The following is a 25,276-nucleotide window of genomic DNA, read 5'->3' on the forward strand; positions in this document are numbered from 1 at the left end:
CCACTGGCTACTCGTGGTCTTAGCCTTGCGCGCTTGCTGCGGTGAGCGCGCCTGGCTTGTATAGTTGCCCCACTTTTCCCATGGAGGTGCTTATGCACATGCGGTCTCGTGTTGTTGGCGGTGCTTTGATCGTTGCCTTGCTCACTCAGTTGAGCGCGTGCGGCAGCATTTTTTTCCCTGACCGTCGTGGCCAGATCGAAGGCAAGATCGACCCGGTGGTAGCCGGCCTCGATGCCATCGGTTTGCTGTTCTATATCATCCCCGGCCTGATCGCCTTCGGCATCGACTTTGCCACCGGCGCCATCTACTTCCCCGAAGGCCAGAGCGCGCAGATCGACCCACAGAAACTGCAAGACACCATCGGCAGCGACGGCAAGGTCGACCCGGTTCGCCTGAAAGCCCTGATCGAGCAGGAAACCGGCCGCAGCCTGCCGCTGGATGACCCGCGTCTGCTCCAGCACAAAGGCAGCCTGCAACAACTGGCCGCCTTCGGTCTGCAACCCGCCGCATGAAACTGAGCCAGGCGCACGAACGCCTGCTGCGCCAGGCCACCTTCGCTTCGCTGACGGTGGCGATCATTCTGATCGTCGCCAAAGGCGTGGCCTGGTGGTTGAGTGGTTCGGTCAGCCTGCTCGCCGGCCTCACCGATTCGCTGCTGGACGGTGCCGCCTCCTTGCTCAACCTGTTGGCCGTGCACTACTCGCTGCGCCCGGCCGACGACGATCACCGTTACGGCCACGGCAAAGCCGAAGCCCTGTCGGCGATTGCCCAGGCGTTGTTCATTGCCGTGAGTGCGGTGCTGGTGGCGGTTCAGGCAGTTGAGCATTTGCGCCATCCGGAGCCGTTGGGTTCGCCGGGCCTGGGCATTGCCGTGATGCTGTTGTCACTGGCGTTGACCGTAGCCCTGCTGGCGTTCCAGTACCGGGTCATTCGCATCACCGGTTCCACCGCGATTCGCGCCGACTCCCTGCACTACCGCTCCGACCTGCTGCTCAACAGCAGCATCCTCATCGCCCTGGTGCTGGCTTGGTACGGCTGGCAGCAGTTGGATGCGTTGTTTGGTCTGGGGATTGCCGTGTACATCCTCTGGAGCGCGGTGCAGATCGCCCGCGAGGCGGTGGCGGTATTGATGGATGAAGAACTGCCAGCCGACGTCAGCGCACAGATGCTGGAACTGGCCTGCCAGGTGCCCGGCGTGCTCGGCGCACACGATCTGCGCACCCGGATTTCCGGCACGCACTGGTTTGTGCAGTTGCATCTGGAATTGCCGGGGGAGCTGAGCCTGACCGTCGCCCATGACCTGTGCGAGCAGGTTGAGCGAGCGATTATTGCCGCGTACCCCAGGGCCGAAGTGCTGGTGCATGCCGACCCGCAGGAAGTGGTAAAACCCCGCTGATAGCTTCCTTTCCAGGCCCATCAATCGCGGCTAAAGCCGCTCCTGCGGATTGTGCGATGTCGTAGGAGCGGCTTCAGCCGCGATGCTTTTGCGCTGCGTCAGTTCACGCTATACCCACGCCCAGCCATACAGGCGCCGAGCGAGCGGCGGTAGATATCTGCCACATTCTGAGTCGGTGCATAGGCCGCTTGCGAAGGGTCGAAGCCGCTCTGGTTGACGGCCCAGCGGTGGCAGTCATAGCGGTCCTGCGCGACTTGCGCTTCGCTCTGCCCACGAGCCGGATAGGCCACCACATCGTAGCCATTGCCCTGCCAACCGTTATTGCTGGTGACCTGCGCCGGCGCGTTGGTCACCACGTATTCCTGGCGGTCAGCTTCGTACAGGTAATAGGTACCGGCGGCGATAAAGTACAGCGCGCTGCCGATCCACAGCTGCTCGGCATAGGACGGCAACGTGCGCACCCGCACGCCATAGGGCGGGGTGACCACGATGTAGCTCGGGCCATAGGGGCGGTACCAGTAGCCGTCGGCGTAGTAATAGTCGATGCCGCCGTGGGGTACGCGCCAGCGACCTTGCGGGATAGTGTTCACCCGGTAGCCCGGCTCCCAGCGCGGGCCAGGACCCCAGCCGCCACCCGGGCGACCGCCGTTCCACTGGTTGCCCGGAGGCGGTGGCGACTTGGCGCCCAATTGTTTGGCCGGGCCTTGCGGGCCACGGGGCGGGTTATTGCTCGGGCGGTCACGGTCGTCATCGTCGCGACCTCCGTTGTGGCCATTGCCACCGCCGTTATAGCCACCGTTATAACCACCGCCGTTGTAGCCATTGTTATGGCCCTGGTTGTAGCCACCCTGGTTGTAACCACCGCCGTTGTAGCCGCCGTTGTTGTAACCACCATTGTTGTAGTTACCGCGGTCATCCCGCTGCGAAGGGCTGCTGCCACCCAGGGTGCGGGCAGCGCCTTGGGGGCCTGGCTGTTGTTGCTGCTGTTGCGGCGGCCGCGACTGGCCACCGCCCTGATTGCCACCTTGATTGCCGCCACCCTGGTGACCGCCCTGCCCACCACCCTGATTGCCGCCACCCCCTGAATTGCCACGCCCCTGATCACGCTGCGAACCGCCCCCGCCGCCCATCACCGAGCGCACATCGGGCTTGTCATCATCAGCCAACGCATTGGCAAACATCGCCAGGGAAAGGACGCTTACACCTGCCAGGCGCCAGATCTGCGACTTCATGACTTTCTACTCCAGGGGGCAGTTACCGCAAAATGACCTGCCGTCAGTATCGCTGAGCGGCGGGCAGTTGTAGCCGATTGGTAACAGCTTCGACAACGGCCGCTTACCAAGTTGCACACCTGAAGGTTTTGCGCGCAATAAAAAGGGGCCCTTGTGGGCCCCTTGGATTTTCTCGTCCGCTGCTGGCGATTGTGTCGCCGCCTGTCTCGTCCACCTGGTTGGGCAGGACGGACCCGGGTGCCGTGGGCGACCCGGTGGGGTCGGCGGCTCTGGTGCGCCTGATTGGGCGGGCCAGTTGGACTTGCGTCCGGGTCATTTAACTTGGGAGAAAGTGTAGGCCGCCGCGCGCGACAGAGGATTGCGAAGATTGCTGATAGAGATAGGAGTTGCGCAATCTTTCATCTCTAACGCACCATGTTACGCAATCGGAAATGAAAGGAGCGCCATCTTGAACAACCTGGACCGCTACGACCTGAATATTCTTGCCGAATTGCAGCGCGACGCGCGCATCTCCAATCAGGAGCTGGCCGAACGCATCGGCCTGTCGCCGTCGCCCTGCTCGCGGCGGGTCAAACAGCTGGAAGACGACGGCTATATCCTGCGTCAGGTGGCCTTGCTGGACCGCAAGAAGCTCGGCCTGAGCCTGACCGCCTACGTGCATATCGGCATGGACCGCCACACGCCCGAGCGCTTCGAGCATTTCGAATCGGTGATCAACCAGTGCCCGGAAGTGCTGGAGTGCAGCCTGGTGACCGGCATGGACGCCGACTACCAACTGAAGGTGGTGGTGCCGGACATGGACCACTACCAGAAATTCCTCCTCGGCCAACTCACCCGTATCGAAGGGGTGACCAGCGTGAAGTCGAGCTTCGTGCTCAATCAGGTGATTTCCAGCACTCAGTTGCCGTTGCAACACCTGCGCAGCTGAGCCCGTCAAAGTAGCCACCTGCGGCGACGAAGCTCAGGCCAGAGGCGTTGGCGCTGACGTATAATCGCCGGCCTTGACCCGGCCCTGGCCGCGGCAACACGTTCAAGTCTGGTGAATACCCGAGGTTGTGATGGAACCGGAAAAGTTTGAAGAGTGGATGATGATCATCCTGGTCGGCGGCCTGGTGGCCTTTATGGGCTTCATCGTCTGGGACCTGGCGAAGAAATCCAAAGCCGGCAAGTACGGCACCATGGTGCTATTTCTGGCACTGGGCCTGGGCGTGCTGGGCTTCATCATCAAGACCGTAGTGATTGGAAGCCTGGAAGGTTTCTAGAGCCGAGCAACGCTAGCCGAGTAGGTTGGGTTGAGCGAAGCGAAGCCCAACATCTCGGTCTCCGTTTGAAAAAAGCGCCGCTTAAAATCCGCCTCCCGTTGGGCTTCGCTCCGCTCAACCCAACCTACGATTTAGCGCAGTTTCGCTTCCACCTCTTTCCACTCCCCCAGTCCCAACCCGTCAATGCTCCACGGCCCGATCCGTACCCGCACCAAGCGCAAGGTCGGTAACCCCACTGCCGCCGTCATCCGCCGCACCTGGCGATTGCGCCCTTCTTTGATCACCAGCTCCAGCCAAGACGTCGGAATGCTTTTGCGAAAGCGCACCGGCGGGTTGCGTTCCCACAAATCAGGCTCGGGCAACTGCCGCGCTTCGGCTGGCAGTGTCGGCCCGTCGTTCAATTCGACGCCGTCACGCAGGCGCTGCAGTTGCTCGTCGCTCGGCTCGCCTTCCACCTGCACCCAATAGGTTTTCGCCAGTTTGTGTTTGGGGTCGGCGATGCGCGCTTGCAGCTGGCCGTCGTTGGTCAGCAGCAGCAGACCTTCGCTGTCGCGGTCCAGGCGTCCAGCCGGGTAAACGCCTGGCACCGGGATAAAATCCTTGAGGGTGCTGCGGCCCTGCTCGTCGTTGAACTGGGTGAGTACGTCGAAGGGCTTGTTGAACAGCAGCAACTTCGGCTCAGCCGGCGGTGCCTTGGCGGCACGGCGAGGCGCCGGGCGAGCAGTTCGGGCGGCAGGGCGAGGTGGGCGCGACATGGGTAATCCGGGTAGCAAACGGGCGGCACAGTGTAACCCGACGCCATGCCACGCCATCAGCCTGGCTTATCTCGCTTCATCATTTGCCGTCTATGGTTAATCCTGCTTGGCTGCCCCACACAACAAAAAGGACCCCTCGCATGAGCACCTCCGAGCTTCAGAAATTCACCGGCTGGGCCGCCACCGCGCCTAACGCTCCGCTGCAAGCCTACGAATATGATCCAGGCCCGTTGGCCGCCGAAGACGTTGAAGTGGCCGTGGAGTTCTGCGGTATCTGCCATTCCGACCAGTCGATGATCGACAACGAATGGGGCCGTACCCGCTATCCGTTTATTCCCGGCCATGAAGTGGTCGGCACCGTGGTCCGCGTTGGCGAGCAAGTGCGTGGTCTGAAGCTCGGCCAGCGGGTGGGAATCGGTTGGAACAAAGGCAGCTGCATGCACTGCGCCTCCTGCATGGAAGGCTCTCACCAACTGTGCCGTACCGTGCAGCCGACCATCATCGGCGGCAACGGCGGCTTTGCGGATCGCCTGCGCGCGCACTGGGCCTGGGCCATCCCGATTCCTGAGGCGATTGACCCGAGCCTGGCCGGCCCGCTGTTCTGCGCCGGCTCCACCGTATTCAGCCCGCTGGTGGAGCTGAACATCAAGCCCACCGACCGCGTGGGTGTGGTTGGCATTGGCGGCCTCGGTCACCTGGCGTTGAAATTTCTCAACGCCTGGGGCTGCGAAGTCACCGCGTTTACTTCCTCGCCAAGCAAGCAGGAAGAGGCCCAGCGTCTGGGCGCGCACAAAGCCGTGGCCTCTACCGATGCCGCGGCGATGAAAGCCATTGCCGGCACCTTGGATTTCCTTCTGGTTACCGCCAGCGCCGACCTCAACTGGAATGCTCTGCTCACCACCTTGCGTGGCCGCGGCCGTCTGCACTTTGTCGGCATTGTGCCCAGCGATATTCCGGTAAATGTGTTCAGCCTGATCCCCGCGCAGAAAGCCATTTCCGGATCCCCGGTGGGTTCACCGGCCAATATGGCGAAGATGCTCGAGTTCTGCGCCCGCCACCAGATCGTGCCGCAGGTGGAGATGTTCCCTATGAGCAAGGTCAATGACGCCATCGACCACCTGCGTGCCGGCAAAGCGCGTTACCGCGTGGTGCTGGACGCCAGCAAGTAGATTGCAAAACGTGTAGGGGCGCAGGCAAACCATAGCCGCCGTGCTAGGTTTGCCTGCACCTCCCCCCGCATGAGTTTTCTCAATGCCCCGTAGCCTGCGCCCCACCTGGTTGCTGAGCCTGCTGACCCTGGTCGGTTGTAACAACTCTGCCTACCAAGGCCCCGCCAGCGACCACTTCGATGGCGAACGTTTTCACAACATCCAACCCACTGCGGAAAAAAGCCTGGCCGATTTGCTCAAGTGGCAAATGAACCGTGAGAAGACCGACGCCTGGATCGTGCAACCGCTGAGCAAAACCCCGCCCGTGGTCCGTGAACGGGTGCCGGGCGATGAGCTGCAAGCCACCTACATCAACCACGCCACCGTGCTGTTGCAGCATCAGGGCCTGAACATTCTCACCGACCCGGTGTGGTCCGAGCGCGTCAGCCCGCTCAGTTTTATCGGCCCCAAGCGGTACCAGCAGCCGGGGCTGAGCATCGAGCAGCTGCCGCCGATTGACCTGATTCTGGTCAGCCACAACCACTACGATCACCTCGACCTGAAAAGCCTGCGCCAGCTGGCCCTGCGCTTTCCCAAGGCCAAGGTGGTGACCGGCCTGGGCAATGGCGCGCTGATCAAGGAAACCGGCTTTGACGATGTCGCGGAAATCGATTGGTGGCAGGCATTGACCATCAGCCCGACCCTCAACGTGCATGGCGTGCCGGTGCAGCATTGGTCATCACGCACCCGCAGCGACACCAACCACACCCTGTGGCTGGGCTTTGTTCTGCAAACACCGAGTGGCCCGCTGCTGTTCCCCGGCGATACCGGACTGGGGCCAGAATTCAAACTGATCAACGAACGTTTCGGGCCGATGCGTTTTGCCCTGCTGCCGATTGGCGCCTACGCACCGCGCTGGTTTATGCGCGATCACCACATGAACCCGGATGATGCCGTGCAGGCGCACCGCCAGTTGCAAGCCAAGAGCAGCCTGGCGATTCACTTCGGCACCTTCCGCCTCACCGACGAAGGCCAGTTCGCCCCGCCGGCCGACCTGGCGGCGGCGTTGCAGGAACAACAGGTGGACCCGCAAACCTTCCGCGTGCCGCAGCCTGGGGATACCTGGCTGGTGCCTTAAGATCAAAGCATCGCGGCTAAAGCCCCTCCCACAGAGGCGCGATACCTGTGGGAGGGGCTTCAGCCGCGATTCCTGGAAACGGTGATTCCAGGTACCGACAATCGCTTACCTGAACGGCGGCTCGTCGAAGCTGCGCAGTTTGCGTGAGTGCAGGGAGTCGAGCTGGGTGCGCATCAGGTCCAGGGCGGCGATGCCGATGTTCAAATGCTGGCTCACCGCCCGCTCGTAAAACGCCCCGGCCGCGCCCGGCAGTTTGATTTCGCTGTGCAGCGGTTTGTCCGAGACACACAGCAAGGTGCCGTACGGTACCCGCAAGCGATAACCTTGCGCTGCGATGGTGCCGCTTTCCATGTCCACGGCAATCGCCCGCGCCAGGTTGATCAGCGGCCGCTCCTGAGCCCAGCGCAGTTCCCAGTTGCGGTCGTCGTAGGTCAGTACGGTGCCGGTGCGCAGGCGCCGTTTCAGCGCTTCGCCCTTCTCACCGGTCACCGCCGCTGCGGCTTCTTGCAGAGCCAGCTGGACCTCAGCCAGGGCAGGAATCGGAATGTTCGGCGGCACTACGCGGTCGAGAATGCCGTCGCGGCGCATGTAGGCGTGGGCCAGCACGTAGTCGCCGATGGTCTGCGATTGGCGCAGGCCGCCGCAGTGGCCGATCATCAGCCAGCAATGCGGGCGCAGCACGGCCAGGTGGTCGGTGATGTTCTTCGCGTTGGACGGGCCGACACCGATATTCACCAGGGTCACGCCATGGCCATCGGCGGCGATCAGGTGGTAGGCCGGCATCTGGTAACGGTGCCAGACCACGGCATCCGCCACGGCCTGGGCGTCTTCTTCCGATGTGCCGCGCTCGATGATCACGTTGCCCGGCAACACCATGCGCACATAGCGGGGGTCATCACGCAATTGCGCCAGGCCGTGACGGATGAATTGGTCGACGTAGCGGTGGTAGTTGGTCAGCAGAATCCACGGCTGCACATGGCGCCAGTCGCTGCCGGTGTAGTGCACCAGGCGGCGCAGGGAGAAATCCACGCGGGCGGCGTCGAACAGCGCCAGCGGCAATGGGTCGATGTTCTGCCAGTCATACAGGCCATCGGCGATGCCATCGGTGGCCGCCGACAGATCGGTGCTCGGGAACACCCGCGACAACTCCGCAGCGGTGACCCCGGAACCGGCCAGTTCATCGCCAGCTTCCACCACATAGGGGTACGGGATGTTCTGCTCGCTGACGCCCACTTCCACCTTGACGGTGAAGTCGTTCATCAACGGGCGCAGTTGCTCCAGCAGGTATTTGCGAAAGGCTGCCGGGTGGGTGACGGTGACGCTGTAAGTGCCGGGCACCTGCACTTTGGCGTAGGCACGCACGGTGGTGGGCACTTCGCCCTGAGTCTGGTAGGTCAGGCGCAGTTCCGGGTAGCGGAACAGGTTGTGCTCGCCGGCGGCGGGTTTGACCCGGTCCTTGAGGTAGGCTTTGAGCGCCTGGCTCAGCCCATCGACGGCCTGCTGGTGCAGCACCGCCAAACGATCTACCGCCTCTTCCGGCGTGTAGGCGACGATAAAATTCTCGGTATCACTGGTCACGATCGGCCTTCCTGTCTGGACTCGCATGGCTCTATCTTGCCTGCATTGTCAGGAAAAGGCATGTGAGCTCTCGTAGGAGCGGCTTCAGCCGCGATGCTCTTTATCGATCAATGGCATCACGGCTGAAGCCGCTCCTACAGAGGCCCTTTTAACCCATTAGATGCGGGGTGCTGCGCGCTACCAAGGCTTCCACATCCACACCGCGCGGCAAGGTGCCGTAGACGCGTCCACCCTGACCGAGGCGGCTGGCGATAAAGGCGTCGGCGACCACGGCATTGCCACCTTCGAGCAGCAGCTTGGCCTGCAGGCCGACGGCGACGTCTTCGGTGAGTTGGCGGGCGCGGTACTGGATGTCGGCGGTATCGCGGAAGCCCGCCTTCAGGCTTTCGATGTGCGCCTTCAAACGAGCATCGCCGTGGCCGTCACCGAGTTCGGCGAACAGCACATCGAGCACGCCGGGTTCTTTCGACAGGGCACGCAATACGTCCAGGCATTGCACGTTGCCGGAGCCTTCCCAGGTGGAGTTCACCGGGGCTTCGCGGTACAGGCGCGGCAAAATGCTGTCTTCCACATACCCCGCGCCGCCCATGCATTCAGCGGCCTCGTTGATCATCGCCGGGGCGCGTTTGCAGATCCAATACTTGCCGACGGCGGTAACCAGGCGGGCGAACTTGTCCTCTTGTTCGTCGTGGGCGTTATCCAGGGCCTTGGCCATGCGCATGCTCAGGGCGATGGCCGCTTCGCTTTCGAGGGCCAGGTCAGCCAGCACGTTTTGCATCAACGCCTGCTCGCTCAACACCCGGCCACCGACGCTGCGGTGCGCGCAATGGTGGGCGGCTTGGCTAAGGGCCTGACGCATCAAGGCGCTTGAACCGACCATGCAGTCGAAGCGGGTCAGCGAGACCATTTCGATAATGGTCGGCACGCCGCGGCCTTCTTCGCCGAGCATCCAGGCCAGGGCGCCGCGGTACTCCACTTCGCTGGAGGCGTTGGACCAGTTACCCAGTTTGTTTTTCAGGCGCTGGATATAGAACTCGTTGCGCGTGCCGTCCGGGCGGTGGCGCGGCAGCAGGAAACAGCTCAGGCCCTTGTCGGTTTGCGCCAGGGTCAGGAACGCATCGCACATCGGCGCCGAGCAGAACCACTTGTGGCCGACCAGTTCATAGGCCTGGCCGGGGCCAGGAATGCCGACCGGATACGCGCGGGTGGTGTTGGCGCGCACGTCGGTGCCGCCTTGTTTCTCGGTCATCGCCATGCCGATGGTGACCCCGGCCTTCTGGCTCATCGGCACGTTACGCGGGTCGTATTCCGTGGCAAGGATTTTCGGCAGCCAGGCTTCGGCGATGTTTGGCTGAACGCGCAAGGCCGGCACGCTGGCGTAGGTCATGGTCAGCGGGCAACCGCTGCCGGCTTCGGCCTGGCTGTGCATGTAACTCATGGCGGCGCGGGCGACGTTGGCGCCAGCGCGCGGGTCGGTCCACGGCAGTGAGGTCAGGCCATGTTCGATAGCTGCTGCCATAAGCTGGTGGTAAGCCGGGTGGAATTCGACCACGTCGATGCGGTGGCCGTAACGGTCATGGCTTTTGAACACCGGTTTGTTTTCGTTAGCGAGAAAACCGGCGGCCATCAGCGGGCCGCCAGCCAGGGCACCATAGGCATCAATGCGGTCGTTGGCCCAGGCGCCGCCGAAGTGGCGGGTCCATTCCTGCAACGGCAGGTCGGCGCGGTACAGGTTGATGCCATCCAACGCGGGCGGCTGGTTGCTGACTTCGTGGGTTTCGGCGAGTACGGCGTGGTTCATGGCAGTAACTCCTCTGCACCTAGGGCGCGTAAACAGAAGGAAACCAAAGCGGCGCTGACGTCCGCCAATTGTTGTGTGGGTTCACCGGCCTCACGGGCGGCGCGGGCTTGCGGCGACAGCGGGCCAACCAGCGATTCGCTGATGGCGCCCACCAGGCAAGCGGCGCTGACGGCCACCGACGAGGTGCGAAAGGCGCCGGACAACACGCCCTGCTCAATCACTTGGCTGAGGTGCGCGGCATAGGCTTCGCGAAATTCCAGGCGACGTTCGTCGACTTCCGGGTCGACCGGCTCGGCGATCAAGGCAAAGGCCAGACGCCGGCTCTGCCAGGCGCGCGCGGCAAATTGCTGGAGAGCCCCGGCCAAACGCGCCGGCTCGTTGCCGGGCAAGGCCAGGGCAGCGGCCATGGCGTCCACTTCACGCTGGCTGGCACGGGCAAAGACCTCGGCGGCCAGTTCACCCTTGCCGCGAAAATGCCGGTACAGGCTGCCCGTGGCGATGCCGACGCGCTCGGCCAGGCTGGTCATGGTCAACGCAGCAAAACCGCCCTCCACCACCAGCAGCAAGGCACAGTCGAGAATGCGCTCGCGCAGCTCAGAGTCGCGGTCGATACGGGCGGCGCTGTGACGATAGGCCATAGTCTGAATCCTGATTCATTTGATCGCAGTGAATCATGGTTCAGAGTTTGGATGAAGGGGCATTCCGGCCAAACAAGGGGACTCAGAAAGAACTCCGTCATCCCAGCGAAGGCTGGGATCCAGAATGGTGGATGGAGCGAGGAAGTGAGTACGGCGGGGGATTCTGGGTCCCAGCTTGCGCTGGGACGACGGGGTAAGTGCTACGGGGTACGCACCGGAACAGGAGGCTCCAGACACAACAACCAGTCATGCAGCAGCGCCTGCAGCGCTTCGAACTTGACGGGTTTGGCCAGGTAGTCGCTCATGCCGGCGGCCAGGCAGCGTTCGCGGTCGCCGCTATGGCTGTGGGCGGTGATCGCCAGCACTGGCAATTCGGCGCAGCTGGGCATCGAGCGCAGCGCGCGGCAGGTGGCGAAGCCATCCATGATCGGCATCTGGCAGTCGAGCAACACCGCATCGACGCTTTCGCGGCGCAGCAGCTCCAGGGCATCGGCGCCGTTGTCAGCGCAGCGCACGCGGTAACCGAGCTTGAGCAACATGCCGCGCATCACCAACTGGTTGATGCCGTTGTCTTCCACCACCAGAACGGTGCATTCCTCGGGGCGACGCAAGGCCGGACCGGAACCCCGGCGCAGCTGTTCGCGCGGTGAAGCACTGGCGGCGGCAGTACCGTTGCCGGTGAGGAACAGCGGCACCGTCAGTTCGAAATGACTGCCCTCGCCCACTTCCGATTGGTGGCTCAGACCACCGCCCATCAGCCCCACCAGCTTGCGGCAGATCGCCAGGCCGACACCCAGGCCGCCGTATTCGCGGGTCAGCGAGCCGTCCAGTTGGTGGAAGCGCTGGTACAGCGAGCCGTCCTGCGGGGTGCTGAAACCGATGCCGCTGTCGAGCACCCCGACCTTCAGCACCAGCCCTTCACGGCCACGCTCGACAGCCGCCACCCGCAGCGTCACGGCGCCGCCGGGGGTGAACTTGATGGCGTTATCCAACAGGTAACCGATGCACTGGCTGAGCTTGCCGGCGTCGCCTTCGAGGGTGTCGGGCAGGCTCTCGTCCATTTCCAGGGTGAAGCCCAGGCCCTTCTCTTCGGCACGCGGCGCGAACTGGGTGCGCAAGCCGGAAAACAGGCCGCGCAAGCTGAACGGCTCTCGCCAGGGGTAGAGCTTGCCGGCCTGCAGTTCGGTGAGGGTGAGGATGTCGCTGACCATGCGCATCATGTCGCGCGCCGAGGCGCTGGCGGTCTTCTGGTACTGCTCCAGCTCGACGTCCATGGGCACGGTCTGCATCAGCTCCAACGACCCGATCACGCCGTTCATAGGGGTGCGCAGTTCGTGGGTGACGGTGGCGAGGAATTCGTCTTTCAGGCGGTTGCTGTTGGCCAGCTCGAGGTTGAGGGTTTCCAGCTTGCGCCCCGAGTCATAGAGAATCCGCGCGCGCTCCTCCTTCATCGAGTTGATGCGGTCAGCCAGGGCCAGGGAGAGCAACCCCACCTCGAGGGCCGAGCCGATCTGGCTGGCGTACATGGTGAGGAACACGTTGGGCAGGTAGCCAAGCACCATCAGGGTGTTGATCACCCCGCCGATCAGGAAGGCGGTCCAGGCGAAGATGAAATAACGCGCCACCCGCATGCCGCGCCGCCAAGCGATAAGCCCTGCAGAGAACACCACGATGGTGAACAGCAGTGCCAGGTAGGTGGCCAGGCGCAGCGACACGCTGTAGCTGACGGTGAGTGCCAGCACCATCACCAGGGCGCCGACCGCCATGATCGCCAGCAGGGTGCGGTCGACCCACGGGCTGTGCTCGGCGGTGTGCAGGAAACTGCGCGCAAACTGACAACCAAACAATGCTGCCGAGCCCACCAGGAACGGCGTCGAGGCGTTGGCCCACCAGGGGTTGTCCGGCCAGAAATACTCGATACCGGCGCCGTTCACCGACACCTGATACAGGCCGAACGAGGCGATATAGAGGATGTAATAGAGGTAGCTGGGGTCGCGCACGCTGAGGAAGATGAACAGGTTGTAGATCAGCATGCCCAGCAACACGCCATAGATGATGCCTAGCAGGTAGATGCGCCCGGGCATCTGTTCCATAAAGGTCTTGGGCGACCACAGGTTCAGCGGCGCCTGGATCGAACCCTGGCTTTGCAGGCGCAGGTACACCCGCTGCGGCTGGTAGGGCTGCAGGTTGATTTCGAACAGGTAGTTGTTCTGCTTGATCTGCCGGCTGGCGAACGGCAGGGCGTCACCGGTGCGCTGGGCCAGGGTGAAACCGCCACGGCCATCGGGCAGGTACAGGTCGAGATGATCCAGCGGTGGGTAGGCCAGTTCCAGTAGCCAGGGTTGCTGGCCGATCAGCGCCTGCGGGCGGTAAGCCAGATCGACCCGCAGCCAGAACACCGAGTGCGAATAGCCGGCGTTGAGCACCGGTTTGTCATGGCGGCGGAAGCTGGCTTGCAGCGCCGGCGAGGTGATGTCGTTGATGGTGGCGTCGCCGCGCACATCTTCGAACACGTCCATCTCCTGCCCGAGCACAAGCTGGGTGGTGTACTCATCGAACTGCACCGCCTGGGCCAGGTTCGTCAGTAGACACAGAAGCAATAGAAGACCGTAGCGCATGCTGCCCCGCAAAGACCGGCTGAAGTGACGTCGGAGCCCCATCTCCGTAATGACGTCGCCGTGCCGGCCTGATTATTCAAATGGGGGCCACTCTAGCATAGCCGCCCTACGCTGAAAGCCGCCGCCAGCAAGGCACGGCCGGTGCCAGCAGGCATAGTGGCCACCTGCCGTCGGAAAACCACGGTGCCGTCCAGCGCGCTGCCAGCATCTCACTACTCGCCCATTGAATACGCCGCCCAGCCAGGGGCAAAAAAGGTGAAAAGTGATAAGCTCGCGCACCATGAATACCTACAGCTCCCGCCCCGTTGTCCTCTGCCTTTCCGGCCACGACCCTAGTGGTGGTGCCGGTCTTCAGGCCGATATCGAAGCCTTGCTCGCGCAAGGTTGCCACGCCGCTCCAGCGGTAACCGCGTTGACCGTGCAAGACACCGTCAATGTCAATGATTTTCGCGTGCTCGACCGCGAGTGGGTGCTGGCCCAGGCCCATGCCGTGATCGCCGACATGCCCGTGGCTGCCGTCAAACTGGGCATGCTCGGCTCGGTGCAGATGGTCGAAACCGTGCTGGAAATCATGCAGAAACTGCCGGGTGTGCCGCTGGTCTGCGACCCGGTGCTGCGTGCCGGCGGTGGCGGCGCTCTGGGCAAGGACGAAGTCGGCTACGCCATGCGCGAACGCCTGCTGCCGGTGGCCACCATCGCCACCCCGAACCTGCCTGAAGCGCGCATTCTGGCTGAGCTGCCTGAGGGCACGGCCGACCAATGCGCGGCCAAACTGCTTCCCTTTATCCAACACCTGCTGATCACCGGCGGTCACGGCGACGAATCTCAGGTGCACAACCGCCTGTACAGCCGCGACGGCAGTCAGCACACCTTTACCTGCGAACGGTTGCCCGGCAGCTATCACGGCTCGGGCTGCACCTTGGCCAGCACCCTGGCCGGCCGTTTGGCCCTGGGTGAAAACCTGGCCAGCGCGGTGGAGTCGTCCCTGGCCTATACCTGGCGCACGCTGCGTGATGCCGAGCAACTGGGCCGTGGCCAATACGTGCCACGCCGTCTGCCCTTGGACTTCTGTTCGTGAGTGCGCTGCGCGGTCTCTACGCCATCACCGACAGCCAGTTGCTGGCTGGCGGCAAACTGCTGCCCTACGTGGAAGCGGCCCTCGACGGCGGCGCCACGCTGCTGCAGTACCGCGACAAGAGCAGCGACGAAGCCCGCCGCCTGCGTGAAGCCGAAGCGCTGAAAAGCCTGTGCGAGCGCTACGGCGCCAGCCTGCTGATCAACGATGACGCCGAGCTCGCCGCCCGCCTCGGTGTCGGCGTGCACCTCGGCCAGGGTGACGGCTCGTTGTCCGCAGCCCGCGCCCTGCTCGGCCGCAAAGCCATTATCGGAGGTACCTGCCTGGCCCAGCTTGAGCTGGCCGAACAGGCCGCCCGCGAAGGTGCGAGTTACGTCGCCTTTGGCCGTTTCTTCAATTCGCACACCAAGCCGGGCGCCCCGGCCGCCACACTTGAACTGGTGCAGCAAGCCCGCGCCCGGGTGCAGCTGCCGATCTGCGCCATTGGTGGCATTACCCTGGAAAATGCCGCGCCCCTGGTGGCCGGTGGCGTCAGCCTGCTGGCGGTGATCCACGCCCTGTTCAGCGCCGACACGGCCCAGGAAGTAAACCGCCGCGCCCGCGCGTTCAGCGCCCTGTTTGCATAAATCCCGAGTGCGCCGGCAGGCTCGCCCTGCCGGCCACCACCTGTTCTGTTTGAGGAGTCTGCCCATGACCCAGTCCCGTTCCGAAACCCTGTTTGCCAGCGCCCAGAAGCACATCCCCGGCGGCGTCAACTCGCCGGTGCGCGCGTTCCGCAGCGTCGGTGGCACACCGTTGTTCTTCAAGCATGCGGTCGGCGCTTACGTCACCGATGAAGACAACAAGCAGTACGTCGACTACGTCGGCTCGTGGGGCCCGATGATTCTCGGCCACAGCCACCCGGACGTGCTGGACGCGGTGCGCAAGCAGCTGGAACACGGCCTCTCCTACGGCGCACCGACCGCCATGGAAACCGAAATGGCCGAGCTGGTCTGTTCGATCGTGCCGTCGATGGAAATGGTGCGTATGGTCAGCTCCGGCACCGAAGCGACCATGAGCGCCATCCGCCTGGCCCGTGGTTACACCGGCCGCGACAGCATCATCAAGTTCGAAGGCTGCTACCACGGTCACTCCGACAGCCTGTTGGTTAAAGCTGGCTCCGGTGCCCTGACCCAAGGCGTACCGAGCTCCGCGGGCGTACCCGCGGCTTTCGCCAAACACACCCTGACCCTGCCGTTCAACGACATCGCTGCGGTCGAAAAAATGCTCAGCGACGTGGGCAAGGAAGTGGCGTGCATCATCGTTGAGCCGGTGGCCGGCAATATGAACTGCGTGCCGCCGGCGCCAGGCTTCCTCGAAGGCCTGCGCGAGCAGTGCGACAAGCACGGCGTGGTGCTGATTTTCGACGAAGTGATGACCGGGTTCCGCGTTGCCCTCGGCGGCGCCCAGGCTTACTACGGCGTGACCCCGGACCTGTCGACCTTCGGCAAGATCATCGGCGGCGGCATGCCGGTAGGCTGCTTCGGCGGCAAGCGCGAGATCATGCAGCAGATCGCCCCGCTCGGCCCGGTGTACCAGGCCGGCACCCTGTCGGGTAACCCGCTGGCCATGGCCGCCGGCCTGACCACACTGAACCTGATCCGTCGCCCCGGTTTCCACGACGAGCTGACTGCTTACACCACGCGCATGCTCGACGGCCTGCAACAGCGTGCCGACGCGGCGGGTATTCCGTTCGTAACCACCCAGGCAGGCGGCATGTTCGGCCTGTACTTCAGCGGCGCTGACGACATCGTTACCTTCGACGACGTGATGAGCAGCGATGCCGAGCGCTTCAAGAAGTTCTTCCACCTGATGCTGGACGGCGGCGTGTACCTGGCGCCGAGCGCGTTCGAGGCCGGTTTCACCTCGATCGCCCACGGCGACAAGGAGCTGCAGATCACCCTCGACGCCGCCGAACGCGCCTTCGCGGCCCTGCGCTGATGCAGTACAGCACCGCCGTTTCCGATGGGGTGCTGGCGCTGGCTTGCCTGGCCTGCGTGGTCGGCATTCTGCGCAGCCCGCGCTGGACCGAAAAGTCGCTGCGCGCCACTTGGCTGCTGGTGATCGCCGCCTTGCTGCTGACTGGCGCTACGGCGGTGGTTGGCGTGCTGCATTTTGGCGTGGATGAGAGCTGGCAAGCGCTGCACGCCAAGCTCAGCCAGGCCAGCAGTTTGCTCGCCTTGCCGGTGCTGGGTGTGGCGGCGTTGACACTGATCCGCGGCTGGCACTGGCAGCGTCTGGGCTGGTGCTGGGTGATCATCAGCCTGAGCCTGCTGTTCGAAGGCGCCAAGCGGTTGGGCGTGCTGGACAGTTACAAGCTGGTGCTGAACCTGGCGACCCTGCTGCTAATTCTCTACGCCGGCGTTACTCAAGGGCGTAAAGCGTTACCAGCAGCAATCGGCGTGGTAGTGCTGTTTATCGTCGCAGGCCTGGTGGTCGGCACCCAGGGAAACCTCGGCCCGCTGCTGCGGGTTGACGTATTTCACGCCCTGCTAAGCTTGGCCTACGGGCTGCTGACCTGGCTGTTGCTGAGTCTGCGGCTGCGCCAAGGCGTGACGGACGGGGCAGAAAAGTCGGTAAAGACTTTGTAACAAGCGCCCGGCTTATTCCATAATGCGCAGGCCGTCGCGTTCCGATGGCCGGGCATTTGCCCGCATTGCTTATGAGGCGTGTTGATTGTTATGAACTGCATCGGCCGCACCCTGTCCCTGGGCTGCCTGTTGCTCCTGCTGCCACTGGTTGCATCGGCTGGCGGCAACTCCTTGCTGATCCCGGCCACCGGCCGCTGTTCGCTCAACACCCTTCCTGAGGACCAGGCAGAAGCCCTCTCCTCCTGCCAGCAAGCCGCCCAAAGCGGCGACCCCGAAGCGCAATACGAACTCGGCGAGTACTACTACGACGGCCAACGCGCGCCGCGTGACCTGCCGCAGGCGCTCAACCTGTTCGAACAAGCCTCCTTGCAAGGCCACGCCCAAAGCCAATACCGCCTGGGCATGATGTTTTTCCGTGGCGAGGGCGTGCAGGCCAATAACGTTCAAGCCTACATCGTGCTGAAGATGGCCGCCGTCAACGGCGCCGAAGACGCGCTGGATACCGCCGACCAGGTAGCCGCGCAGATGCCCCGCGAACAATTAGAAATCGCTACCCAGGTGCTGGGGCAGATTTTCCGCAACTACCTGATCGAATTGCAGACCGCGGACGGTGGTTCGCCGTTTGCGCCGTTGCCCTGAAAAGCATCGCGGCTGAAGCCGCGATTCCTGCACACACAAAAGGGCGCCTGATGGCGCCCTTCTTGTTTACCCAATCACCTCACTGGTGATACTGCGCCGACAACTCGTGCACCGCCTCCAGGAACGCCCCAGCGTGCGCCGGGTCGACTTCCGGGGTAATGCCATGGCCGAGGTTGAACACGTGGCCACTGCCCTTGCCATAGCTGGCCAGAATCCGCGCCACTTCGTTGCGGATGGCGGCCGGCTGCGCGTACAGCACAGTCGGGTCCATGTTGCCTTGCAGGGAAACCTGGCCACCGACGCGACGGCGGGCTTCGCCGATGTCGCAAGTCCAGTCCAGGCCCAATGCATCGGCGCCAGCATCAGCCAGCGACTCCAGCCACAGCCCACCGTTCTTGGTGAACAGGATCACCGGGATCTTGCGACCGTCGTGCTCGCGAATCAGACCGCTGACGATCTTCTTCATATAGGCCAGGGAGAATTCCAGGTACGCCGCCGACGACAGGTTGCCGCCCCAGGTATCGAAGATCTGCACCGCTTGCGCACCGGCCAGGATCTGGCCATTGAGGTAGCTGGTGACCGACTGGGCGAGCTTGTCGAGCAGCAGGTGCATGGCCTGCGGGTTGTCGTAGAGCATGGCCTTGGACTTGCGGAAGTCTTTCGACGAGCCGCCTTCGACCATGTAAGTGGCCAGGGTCCAGGGGCTGCCGGAAAAACCAATCAACGGCACACGACCGTTGAGGGCGCTGCGGATGGTGCGCACGGCGTCCATCACATAGCCGAGGTCTTTTTCCGGATCCGGGATCGGCAAGGCTTCGACATCAGCCAGGCTGCTGATGACTTTCTTGAAACGCGGGCCTTCGCCGGTTTCAAAGTACAGGCCCTGGCCCATGGCGTCGGGGATGGTGAGGATGTCGGAGAACAGAATCGCCGCGTCCAGCTGCGGGTAGCGGTCCAGCGGTTGCAGGGTGACCTCGCAGGCGAATTGCGGGTTCTGCATCAACCCCATGAAGTCGCCGGCCTTGGCGCGGCTGGCACGGTACTCCGGCAGGTAGCGACCGGCCTGGCGCATCATCCACACCGGGGTGACATCGACAGGCTGTTTCAACAAGGCACGGAGGAAGCGATCGTTCTTCAGGGCGGTCATGGCATTTCCTGAGAAAAAGTAGGCAGCAAAAAAGTGCCGGCATTTTCGCAGAGCGCACAGCAAAAGGCACGGCGAGTGCCGTGCCTTTTGTCTATGGAGTCAATTTGTCGCGGCGGTATCCGCTTTGGAAAGCTATCTAAGCGTCGCGAGCGAATGTCAGGCAAGGCGGATGGGTCGAAAAAAAGCGGAGTTGGCTGTAGCCAATGAGCATTTTTTTCGACCCCGACAACGCCGCATCACCGAGCGCAGCAGCTTAGACTTCCAGGTAATCCAGAATGCCTTCAGCCGCCTGACGACCTTCGAAGATCGCCGTCACCACCAAGTCCGAACCACGCACCATATCGCCACCGGCGAAGATCTTCGGGTTGCTGGTCTGGTGCTTGAACTTGGACTGCTCGGGCGCGATAACACGACCCTGGCTGTCGGTCTGGATGCTGAACTGCTCGAACCACGGCGCCGGGCTTGGACGGAAACCGAAGGCAATCAGCACGGCTTCGGCCGGAATGATTTCCTCGGAACCCGGAATCGGCTCGGGGCTGCGACGGCCACGGGCGTCCGGCTCGCCGAGACGGGTCTCGACCACCTTCACGCCTTCAACCTTGTCTTCGCCGACGATGGCGATTGGCTGGCGGTTGTAGAGGAATTTCACCCCTTCTTCCTTGGCGTTCTTCACCTCTTTGCGCGAACCCGGCATGTTTTCTTCGTCGCGACGATAAGCACAGGTCACCGACTTGGCGCCCTGGCGGATCGAGGTGCGGTTGCAGTCCATGGCGGTGTCACCACCACCGAGCACGACGATGCGCTTGCCCTTCATGTTGATGAAGTCTTCTGGCGCCTTTTCGAAACCCAGGTTGCGGTTGACGTTGGCGATCAGGAAGTCGAGCGCATCGTGCACGCCCGGCAGGTCTTCACCGGGGAAGCCGCCCTTCATGTAGGTGTAGGTGCCCATGCCCATGAACACGGCATCGTACTCTTCGAGCAGTTGGTCGACGGTGACGTCTTTGCCCACTTCGGTATTCAGACGGAATTCGATACCCATGCCGGTGAATACTTCACGACGGCGGCTGAGTACGCTTTTTTCCAGCTTGAACTCAGGAATACCGAAGGTCAGCAGGCCACCGATTTCCGGGTTCTTGTCGAACACCACCGGCGATACACCGTTGCGCACGAGGACGTCGGCACAGCCCAGGCCAGCCGGGCCGGCGCCGATGATGGCGACGCGCTTGCCGGTTGGTACGACCTTGGACATATCCGGACGCCAACCCATGGCGAAGGCGGTATCAGTGATGTACTTCTCCACCGAGCCGATGGTCACTGCACCGAAGCCATCGTTAAGGGTGCAGGCACCCTCGCACAGACGGTCTTGCGGGCACACGCGGCCGCAGACTTCCGGCAGGGTGTTGGTCTGGTGGGACAGTTCAGCGGCGGCCAGGATATTGCCTTCCGATACCAGCTTGAGCCAGTTCGGAATGAAGTTGTGCACCGGGCACTTCCACTCGCAATACGGGTTACCGCAGCCCAGGCAACGGTGTGCCTGATCAGCGGCATGGGCCGGTTTGAAGGGCTCGTAGATCTCGACGAATTCCTTCTTGCGCTGACGCAAGAGCTTCTTCTTCGGATCTTTGCGCCCGACCTCGATGAACTGGAAGTCGTTGTTCAGACGTTCAGTCATGTTAAAAACCTCATCACACTACGGCAGGCGCAAATTATTGTGGGTTAGCACGGGTGCTGGAGAGCAGCGACCCAAGGCTGGCGGCTTTCGGCTTGACCAGCCAGAACTTGCGCAGGTAGTCGTCAAGGTTTTCCAGGAGGTTGCGGCCCCACTCGCTGGAAGTTTCCTCGACGTACTCTTCAAGCACACGTTGCAGGTGGCTACGGTACGACTCCATCGACTCGCCGCTGATGCGCTGGATTTCCACCAGCTCATGGTTCACGCGGTCAACGAAGGTGTTGTCCAGATCGAGCACGTAGGCGAAACCGCCGGTCATGCCCGAGCCGAAGTTGTAGCCGGTCTTGCCCAGCACGCAGACGAAACCGCCGGTCATGTATTCGCAGCAGTGGTCACCAGTGCCTTCCACGACTGCGTGGGCACCGGAGTTACGCACGGCGAAACGCTCACCGGCAGTACCGGCGGCGAACAGCTTGCCGCCAGTGGCGCCGTACAGGCAGGTGTTGCCGACAATGGCGCCGTCCTGGGTTTTGAACGCGCTGTTGGCCGGCGGCACGATCACCAGCTTGCCGCCGGTCATGCCCTTGCCGACGTAGTCGTTGGCATCGCCTTGCAAATACAGGTTCAGACCACCGGCGTTCCACACCCCAAAGCTCTGCCCGGCAGTGCCCTTGAAGCGGAAGGTGATCGGCGCCTTGGCCATGCCCTGGTTACCGTGCACACGGGCGATTTCGCCGGATACACGGGCACCGATGGAACGGTCGCAGTTGCAGATATCCAGCTCGAATTCAGCACCGGTCAAACCGTCGATGGCCGACTTGGCCAAACCAACCATGTGCTCGGCCAGCTTGCCTTCGTCGAACGGCGGGTTGCGGTCGACCTGGCAGAACTGCGGTTTGTCAGCCGGAATATGGTCGCTACCCAGCAGCGGGCTGAGGTCGAGGAATTTCTGCTTGTCGGTTTCACCCGGCAGCATTTCCAGCAGATCGGTACGGCCGATCAACTGTTCCAGGCTCGGTACGCCGACCTTGGCCAGCCACTCGCGGGTTTCTTCGGCGACGAAGGTGAAGAAGTTCATCACCATCTCGACGGTGCCGATGAAGTGGTCCTTGCGCAGCTTTTCGTTCTGCGTGGCAACACCGGTGGCGCAGTTGTTCAGGTGGCAGATACGCAGGTATTTGCAGCCCAGGGCGATCATCGGCGCGGTGCCGAAGCCGAAGCTTTCGGCGCCGAGGATGGCCGCCTTGATCACGTCGAGGCCGGTTTTCAGGCCGCCGTCGGTCTGTACCCGCACCTTGCCACGCAGGTCGTTGCCGCGCAGGGTCTGGTGGGTTTCGGCCAGGCCGAGCTCCCAGGGTGCGCCGGCATATTTGATCGAGGTCAGCGGGGATGCGCCGGTACCACCGTCGTAACCGGAGATGGTGATCAGGTCGGCATAGGCCTTGGCCACACCGGCGGCGATGGTGCCGACGCCTGCTTCTGCCACCAGTTTCACCGAGACCAGCGCCGATGGATTGACCTGCTTGAGGTCAAAGATCAGTTGCGACAAGTCTTCGATGGAATAGATGTCGTGGTGCGGCGGCGGCGAAATCAGAGTCACGCCCGGTACGGCATAGCGCAGCTTGGCGATCAGGCCGTTGACCTTGCCGCCTGGCAGCTGGCCGCCCTCGCCCGGCTTGGCGCCCTGGGCAACCTTGATTTGCAGTACTTCGGCGTTCACCAGGTATTCCGGCGTAACACCGAAACGGCCGGTGGCCACTTGCTTGATTTTCGAGCTGCGCACGGTGCCGTAACGCGCCGGATCTTCACCACCTTCACCGGAGTTGGAACGCGCACCCAGGCGGTTCATGGCTTCGGCGATGGCTTCGTGAGCTTCCGGCGACAGCGCGCCAAGGGAAATACCAGCCGAGTCGAAACGCTTGAGGATCGCTTCCAGCGGCTCGACCTGATCGAGGGCCAGTGGCGTCTCTGCTTCTTTGACTTTCAGCAGGTCACGGATCATCGACACCGGGCGGGTGTCGACCAGCGTGGTGTATTCCTTGAATTTCTCGTAGCTGCCGATTTGCACGGCGGCCTGTAGCGTGTTGACCACGTCCGGGTTGTAGGCGTGGTATTCACCGCCGTACACGAACTTGAGCAAACCGCCCTGCTGGATGGTTTTACGGTTGTTCCAGGCTTCGGCAGCGAGCAGTTTCTGCTCGGCTTCGATGTCGACAAAACGCGCACCTTTGATGCGGCTGGCGACACCACGGAAGCTCAGATTGACCACTTCTTCCGACAGGCCGACGGCTTCGAACAGCTGGGCACCGCGGTACGACGCCACGGTGGAAATGCCCATCTTCGAGAGGATTTTCAGCAGGCCTTTGGAGATGCCTTTGCGGTAGTGCTTGAACACTTCGTACAGATCGCCCAGCACTTCGCCGGTGCGGATCAGGTCGGCCAACACTTCGTAGGCCAGGTACGGGTACACGGCCGAAGCACCAAAACCCACCAGCACGGCAAAGTGATGCGGGTCGCGGGCAGTGGCGGTTTCGACCAGAATGTTGCAGTCGCAACGCAGGCCTTTTTCGATCAGGCGGTGGTGAGCGGCGCCCACAGCCAGCGAGGCGTGGATCGGCAACTTGCCTGGAGCGATGTTGCGGTCGGTCAGTACCAGCAGGCATTTGCCACTGCGCACGGCTTCTTCGGCCTGGTCGGCCACGTTACGCACGGCAGCTTCGAGGCCGACGCTTTCGTCGTAGTTGAGGTCGATGACGTGACGCTCGAACCCGGGGGTATCGAGGTTCATCAGCGAACGCCACTTGGCCGGCGAAATCACGGGCGAGCTGAGGATCACGCGGGAGGCGTGAGCCGGCGACTCTTCGAAAATGTTGCGCTCGGCGCCCAGGCAGATTTCCAGGGACATCACGATGGCTTCGCGCAGCGGGTCGATCGGCGGGTTGGTGACCTGCGCGAACTGCTGACGGAAGTAGTCGTAGGTCGGACGCACACGCTGCGACAACACAGCCATCGGCGTATCGTCCCCCATCGAACCCACAGCTTCCTGGCCCTGCTCGGCGAGCGGCCGCAGCACCTGGTCACGCTCCTCGAAGGTGACCTGGAACATCTTCATGTATTGCTTGAGCTGGTCGCTGCCATAGCTGGCGGCGCCATGGTCGTCGTCCATGGTCGCCTGAATGCGCACGGCACTCTTGCGCAGCCACTGCTTGTAGGGGTGGCGCGACTTCAGACGGCTGTCGATGTCGTCGGTGTGCAAAACCTGACCGGTCTCGGTGTCAACGGCCAGCACTTGGCCCGGGCCCACGCGGCCTTTGGCGATCACATCTTCAGGCTTGTAATCCCACACGCCGATTTCCGAGGCGATGGTGATATAGCCATTGCTGGTGGTGACCCAACGCGCCGGGCGCAGACCGTTACGGTCGAGCAGGCACACGGCGTAGCGGCCGTCGGTGAGTACCACACCGGCCGGGCCATCCCACGGTTCCATGTGCATGGAGTTGTATTCGTAGAACGCACGCAGATCGGCGTCCATGGTTTCGACGTTCTGCCACGCGGGCGGAATGATCATGCGGATGCCACGGAACAGATCCATGCCACCGGTGACCATCAGCTCAAGCATGTTGTCCATGCTCGAGGAGTCGGAGCCGACACGGTTGACCAGCGGACCCAACTCATCGAGGTCGGGCAGTTGATCGTTGGCGAATTTGGTGCGACGGGCCACGGCCCAGTTGCGGTTGCCGGTGATGGTGTTGATTTCGCCGTTGTGCGCCAGCAGGCGGAACGGTTGCGCCAACGGCCATTTCGGCAGGGTGTTGGTGGAGAAGCGCTGGTGGAACACGCAGATCGCGGTCATCAGGCGCTCGTCACCGAGGTCCGGATAGAACTGCTGCAGGTCGACCGGCATCATCAAGCCTTTATAGATGATGGTCTTGGCCGAGAAGCTGCAGATGTAGTGATCGCTGTCGGCGGCGTTGGCTACCGAGGAACGACGGCGAGCGCTGAACAGCTTTATGGCGAATTCCTGATCGCTCAGACCTTCACCGCCAATGAACACTTGTTCAATTTGCGGCAGGCGCTCGAGGGCCAGGCGGCCGAGCACGCTGGTGTCCAGCGGCACTTTGCGCCAGCCGATCAGTTGCAGGCCGGCCGCGAGGATTTCGCGATTCATGTTCTCGCGCGCGACGTCAGCTTTGGCCGAGTCCTGGTTGAGGAACACCATGCCGACGGCGTATTGGGCCGGCAGGTCGGCGGCAAATTGCTCTTTGGCAACAGCGCGCAGGAAGGCGTCAGGCTTCTGGATCAACAGGCCGCAGCCGTCACCTGTCTTACCGTCGGCATTGATGCCACCGCGGTGCGTCATACAGGTCAGGGCTTCAATAGCCGTCTGCAGCAAGTGATGACTCGCCTCGCCCTGCATATGGGCGATCAGGCCGAAGCCGCAGTTATCCTTGAACTCATCAGGATGGTATAGACCTGCTTTCATAGGGACTCTCACCAGGCAAACTTTGATCTATTTCAAACACTTACCGTGCGCGCAGGTCATAACGCCA

20 protein-coding genes are annotated in these 25,276 nt (G+C 62.8%); 11 read left to right on the top strand and 9 right to left on the bottom strand.

Annotation, left to right across the window (positions count from 1 at the left end; translation table 11 throughout):
* The first annotated feature begins 92 nt into the window (after nucleotides 1-92).
* Both C8K61_RS10600 and C8K61_RS10605 read left to right on the top strand, forming a co-directional pair.
* A complete protein-coding gene (locus C8K61_RS10600; RefSeq protein WP_108096227.1) occupies nucleotides 93-512 on the top strand; it encodes a polyribonucleotide nucleotidyltransferase in 420 nt (139 codons plus the stop codon).
* Nucleotides 509-1,396 (top strand): cation diffusion facilitator family transporter, encoded by an 888-nt coding sequence (locus tag C8K61_RS10605; protein ID WP_108096228.1) that lies wholly within the window; start codon nucleotides 509-511, stop codon nucleotides 1,394-1,396. Before C8K61_RS10600 ends, C8K61_RS10605 begins: the two co-directional genes overlap by 4 nt.
* Nucleotides 1,397-1,494: 98 nt before the next feature.
* Here C8K61_RS10605 and C8K61_RS10610 read toward each other — a convergent pair whose 3' ends face one another.
* Nucleotides 1,495-2,628 carry a DUF6515 family protein gene (locus C8K61_RS10610; RefSeq protein WP_108096229.1) on the bottom strand — a complete coding sequence of 378 codons (1,134 nt, stop codon included), beginning with the start codon at nucleotides 2,626-2,628 and terminating at the stop codon, nucleotides 1,495-1,497.
* Nucleotides 2,629-3,076: 448 nt separating this feature from the next.
* Between C8K61_RS10610 and C8K61_RS10615 the strand changes: the two genes are divergently transcribed.
* Nucleotides 3,077-3,556: an Lrp/AsnC family transcriptional regulator gene (locus C8K61_RS10615; RefSeq protein ID WP_108096230.1), complete on the top strand. Its 480-nt coding sequence runs from the start codon at nucleotides 3,077-3,079 to the stop codon at nucleotides 3,554-3,556.
* A 130-nt stretch (nucleotides 3,557-3,686) separates the two neighbouring features.
* On the top strand, nucleotides 3,687-3,890 hold the full coding sequence (locus C8K61_RS10620) for a DUF2788 domain-containing protein (protein ID WP_108096231.1): 204 nt from the start codon (nucleotides 3,687-3,689) through the stop codon (nucleotides 3,888-3,890).
* Between the two features lie 131 nt (nucleotides 3,891-4,021).
* Here C8K61_RS10620 and C8K61_RS10625 read toward each other — a convergent pair whose 3' ends face one another.
* The gene (locus C8K61_RS10625) at nucleotides 4,022-4,645 is read right to left on the bottom strand and encodes a pseudouridine synthase (RefSeq protein ID WP_108096232.1); all 624 of its coding nucleotides are present in this window, start codon (nucleotides 4,643-4,645) and stop codon (nucleotides 4,022-4,024) included.
* A 140-nt stretch (nucleotides 4,646-4,785) separates the two neighbouring features.
* On the opposite strand from C8K61_RS10625, the gene C8K61_RS10630 reads away from it, so the two are divergent.
* The gene (locus C8K61_RS10630; protein WP_108096233.1) at nucleotides 4,786-5,814 is read left to right on the top strand and encodes an NAD(P)-dependent alcohol dehydrogenase; all 1,029 of its coding nucleotides are present in this window, start codon (nucleotides 4,786-4,788) and stop codon (nucleotides 5,812-5,814) included.
* Nucleotides 5,815-5,896: 82 nt separating this feature from the next.
* Nucleotides 5,897-6,931, top strand: coding sequence for an MBL fold metallo-hydrolase (locus C8K61_RS10635; RefSeq protein ID WP_108096234.1), 1,035 nt, complete (start codon nucleotides 5,897-5,899; stop codon nucleotides 6,929-6,931).
* Nucleotides 6,932-7,036: 105 nt separating this feature from the next.
* On the opposite strand, the gene amn is transcribed toward C8K61_RS10635, so the two are convergent.
* From amn to C8K61_RS10655, 4 genes are all read right to left on the bottom strand, one after another.
* On the bottom strand, nucleotides 7,037-8,509 hold the full coding sequence (amn, locus tag C8K61_RS10640; RefSeq protein ID WP_371919985.1) for an AMP nucleosidase: 1,473 nt from the start codon (nucleotides 8,507-8,509) through the stop codon (nucleotides 7,037-7,039).
* 148 nt (nucleotides 8,510-8,657) lie between these two features.
* Nucleotides 8,658-10,310, bottom strand: a complete 1,653-nt coding sequence (locus C8K61_RS10645; RefSeq protein WP_108096236.1) for an acyl-CoA dehydrogenase family protein — start codon at nucleotides 10,308-10,310, stop codon at nucleotides 8,658-8,660.
* Nucleotides 10,307-10,948: a TetR/AcrR family transcriptional regulator gene (locus C8K61_RS10650; protein ID WP_108096237.1), complete on the bottom strand. Its 642-nt coding sequence runs from the start codon at nucleotides 10,946-10,948 to the stop codon at nucleotides 10,307-10,309. The genes C8K61_RS10645 and C8K61_RS10650 overlap by 4 nt, the downstream gene beginning before the upstream one ends.
* A 200-nt stretch (nucleotides 10,949-11,148) precedes the next feature.
* Nucleotides 11,149-13,566, bottom strand: a complete 2,418-nt coding sequence (locus C8K61_RS10655; protein WP_108096238.1) for a hybrid sensor histidine kinase/response regulator — start codon at nucleotides 13,564-13,566, stop codon at nucleotides 11,149-11,151.
* Between the two features lie 280 nt (nucleotides 13,567-13,846).
* Here C8K61_RS10655 and C8K61_RS10660 point away from each other — a divergent pair, with 280 nt between their 5' ends.
* The 5 genes from C8K61_RS10660 (at nucleotide 13,847) to C8K61_RS10680 (ending at nucleotide 17,910) form a co-directional block, all read left to right on the top strand.
* The gene (locus C8K61_RS10660) at nucleotides 13,847-14,644 is read left to right on the top strand and encodes a hydroxymethylpyrimidine/phosphomethylpyrimidine kinase (RefSeq protein WP_178086446.1); all 798 of its coding nucleotides are present in this window, start codon (nucleotides 13,847-13,849) and stop codon (nucleotides 14,642-14,644) included.
* Nucleotides 14,645-14,649: 5 nt separating this feature from the next.
* Nucleotides 14,650-15,267: a thiamine phosphate synthase gene (gene thiE, locus C8K61_RS10665; RefSeq protein ID WP_108096549.1), complete on the top strand. Its 618-nt coding sequence runs from the start codon at nucleotides 14,650-14,652 to the stop codon at nucleotides 15,265-15,267.
* Nucleotides 15,268-15,331: 64 nt separating this feature from the next.
* Complete coding sequence (gene hemL / locus C8K61_RS10670; RefSeq protein WP_108096240.1) at nucleotides 15,332-16,621, top strand: glutamate-1-semialdehyde 2,1-aminomutase; 1,290 nt, start codon at nucleotides 15,332-15,334, stop codon at nucleotides 16,619-16,621.
* Nucleotides 16,621-17,271, top strand: coding sequence for a hypothetical protein (locus C8K61_RS10675; protein WP_108096241.1), 651 nt, complete (start codon nucleotides 16,621-16,623; stop codon nucleotides 17,269-17,271). Before hemL ends, C8K61_RS10675 begins: the two co-directional genes overlap by 1 nt.
* A 90-nt stretch (nucleotides 17,272-17,361) precedes the next feature.
* Entirely contained in the window at nucleotides 17,362-17,910 is a 549-nt protein-coding gene (locus C8K61_RS10680) for a tetratricopeptide repeat protein (protein ID WP_108096242.1), read from the top strand.
* A 79-nt stretch (nucleotides 17,911-17,989) separates the two neighbouring features.
* Here the strand turns inward: C8K61_RS10680 and hemE are convergent, their stop codons facing one another.
* From hemE to gltB, 3 genes are all read right to left on the bottom strand, one after another.
* Nucleotides 17,990-19,057 carry a uroporphyrinogen decarboxylase gene (gene hemE, locus C8K61_RS10685; RefSeq protein ID WP_108096243.1) on the bottom strand — a complete coding sequence of 356 codons (1,068 nt, stop codon included), beginning with the start codon at nucleotides 19,055-19,057 and terminating at the stop codon, nucleotides 17,990-17,992.
* A gap of 253 nt (nucleotides 19,058-19,310) precedes the next feature.
* Nucleotides 19,311-20,729 carry an FAD-dependent oxidoreductase gene (locus C8K61_RS10690; RefSeq protein WP_108096244.1) on the bottom strand — a complete coding sequence of 473 codons (1,419 nt, stop codon included), beginning with the start codon at nucleotides 20,727-20,729 and terminating at the stop codon, nucleotides 19,311-19,313.
* Between the two features lie 34 nt (nucleotides 20,730-20,763).
* Entirely contained in the window at nucleotides 20,764-25,209 is a 4,446-nt protein-coding gene (gene gltB, locus C8K61_RS10695) for a glutamate synthase large subunit (RefSeq protein ID WP_108096245.1), read from the bottom strand.
* Nucleotides 25,210-25,276: the final 67 nt, after the last annotated feature.

The sequence above is a fragment of the Pseudomonas sp. GV071 genome (assembly GCF_003050835.1).
Classification (GTDB): Bacteria; Pseudomonadota; Gammaproteobacteria; order Pseudomonadales; family Pseudomonadaceae; genus Aquipseudomonas.

Bases quoted from the DNA above. Each gene is read 5' to 3' on its own strand.
- C8K61_RS10600 (WP_108096227.1), top strand. From the start codon at position 93: ATGCACATGCGGTCTCGTGTTGTTGGCGGTGCTTTGATCGTTGCCTTG.
- C8K61_RS10605 (WP_108096228.1), top strand. From the start codon at position 509: ATGAAACTGAGCCAGGCGCACGAACGCCTGCTGCGCCAGGCCACCTTC.
- C8K61_RS10610 (WP_108096229.1), bottom strand. From the start codon at position 2,628: ATGAAGTCGCAGATCTGGCGCCTGGCAGGTGTAAGCGTCCTTTCCCTG.
- C8K61_RS10620 (WP_108096231.1), top strand. From the start codon at position 3,687: ATGGAACCGGAAAAGTTTGAAGAGTGGATGATGATCATCCTGGTCGGC.
- C8K61_RS10625 (WP_108096232.1), bottom strand. From the start codon at position 4,645: ATGTCGCGCCCACCTCGCCCTGCCGCCCGAACTGCTCGCCCGGCGCCT.
- C8K61_RS10630 (WP_108096233.1), top strand. From the start codon at position 4,786: ATGAGCACCTCCGAGCTTCAGAAATTCACCGGCTGGGCCGCCACCGCG.
- C8K61_RS10635 (WP_108096234.1), top strand. From the start codon at position 5,897: ATGCCCCGTAGCCTGCGCCCCACCTGGTTGCTGAGCCTGCTGACCCTG.
- C8K61_RS10645 (WP_108096236.1), bottom strand. From the start codon at position 10,310: ATGAACCACGCCGTACTCGCCGAAACCCACGAAGTCAGCAACCAGCCG.
- C8K61_RS10650 (WP_108096237.1), bottom strand. From the start codon at position 10,948: ATGGCCTATCGTCACAGCGCCGCCCGTATCGACCGCGACTCTGAGCTG.
- C8K61_RS10655 (WP_108096238.1), bottom strand. From the start codon at position 13,566: ATGCGCTACGGTCTTCTATTGCTTCTGTGTCTACTGACGAACCTGGCC.
- C8K61_RS10660 (WP_178086446.1), top strand. From the start codon at position 13,847: ATGAATACCTACAGCTCCCGCCCCGTTGTCCTCTGCCTTTCCGGCCAC.
- hemL (WP_108096240.1), top strand. From the start codon at position 15,332: ATGACCCAGTCCCGTTCCGAAACCCTGTTTGCCAGCGCCCAGAAGCAC.
- C8K61_RS10675 (WP_108096241.1), top strand. From the start codon at position 16,621: ATGCAGTACAGCACCGCCGTTTCCGATGGGGTGCTGGCGCTGGCTTGC.
- C8K61_RS10680 (WP_108096242.1), top strand. From the start codon at position 17,362: ATGAACTGCATCGGCCGCACCCTGTCCCTGGGCTGCCTGTTGCTCCTG.
- hemE (WP_108096243.1), bottom strand. From the start codon at position 19,057: ATGACCGCCCTGAAGAACGATCGCTTCCTCCGTGCCTTGTTGAAACAG.
- C8K61_RS10690 (WP_108096244.1), bottom strand. From the start codon at position 20,729: ATGACTGAACGTCTGAACAACGACTTCCAGTTCATCGAGGTCGGGCGC.
- gltB (WP_108096245.1), bottom strand. From the start codon at position 25,209: ATGAAAGCAGGTCTATACCATCCTGATGAGTTCAAGGATAACTGCGGC.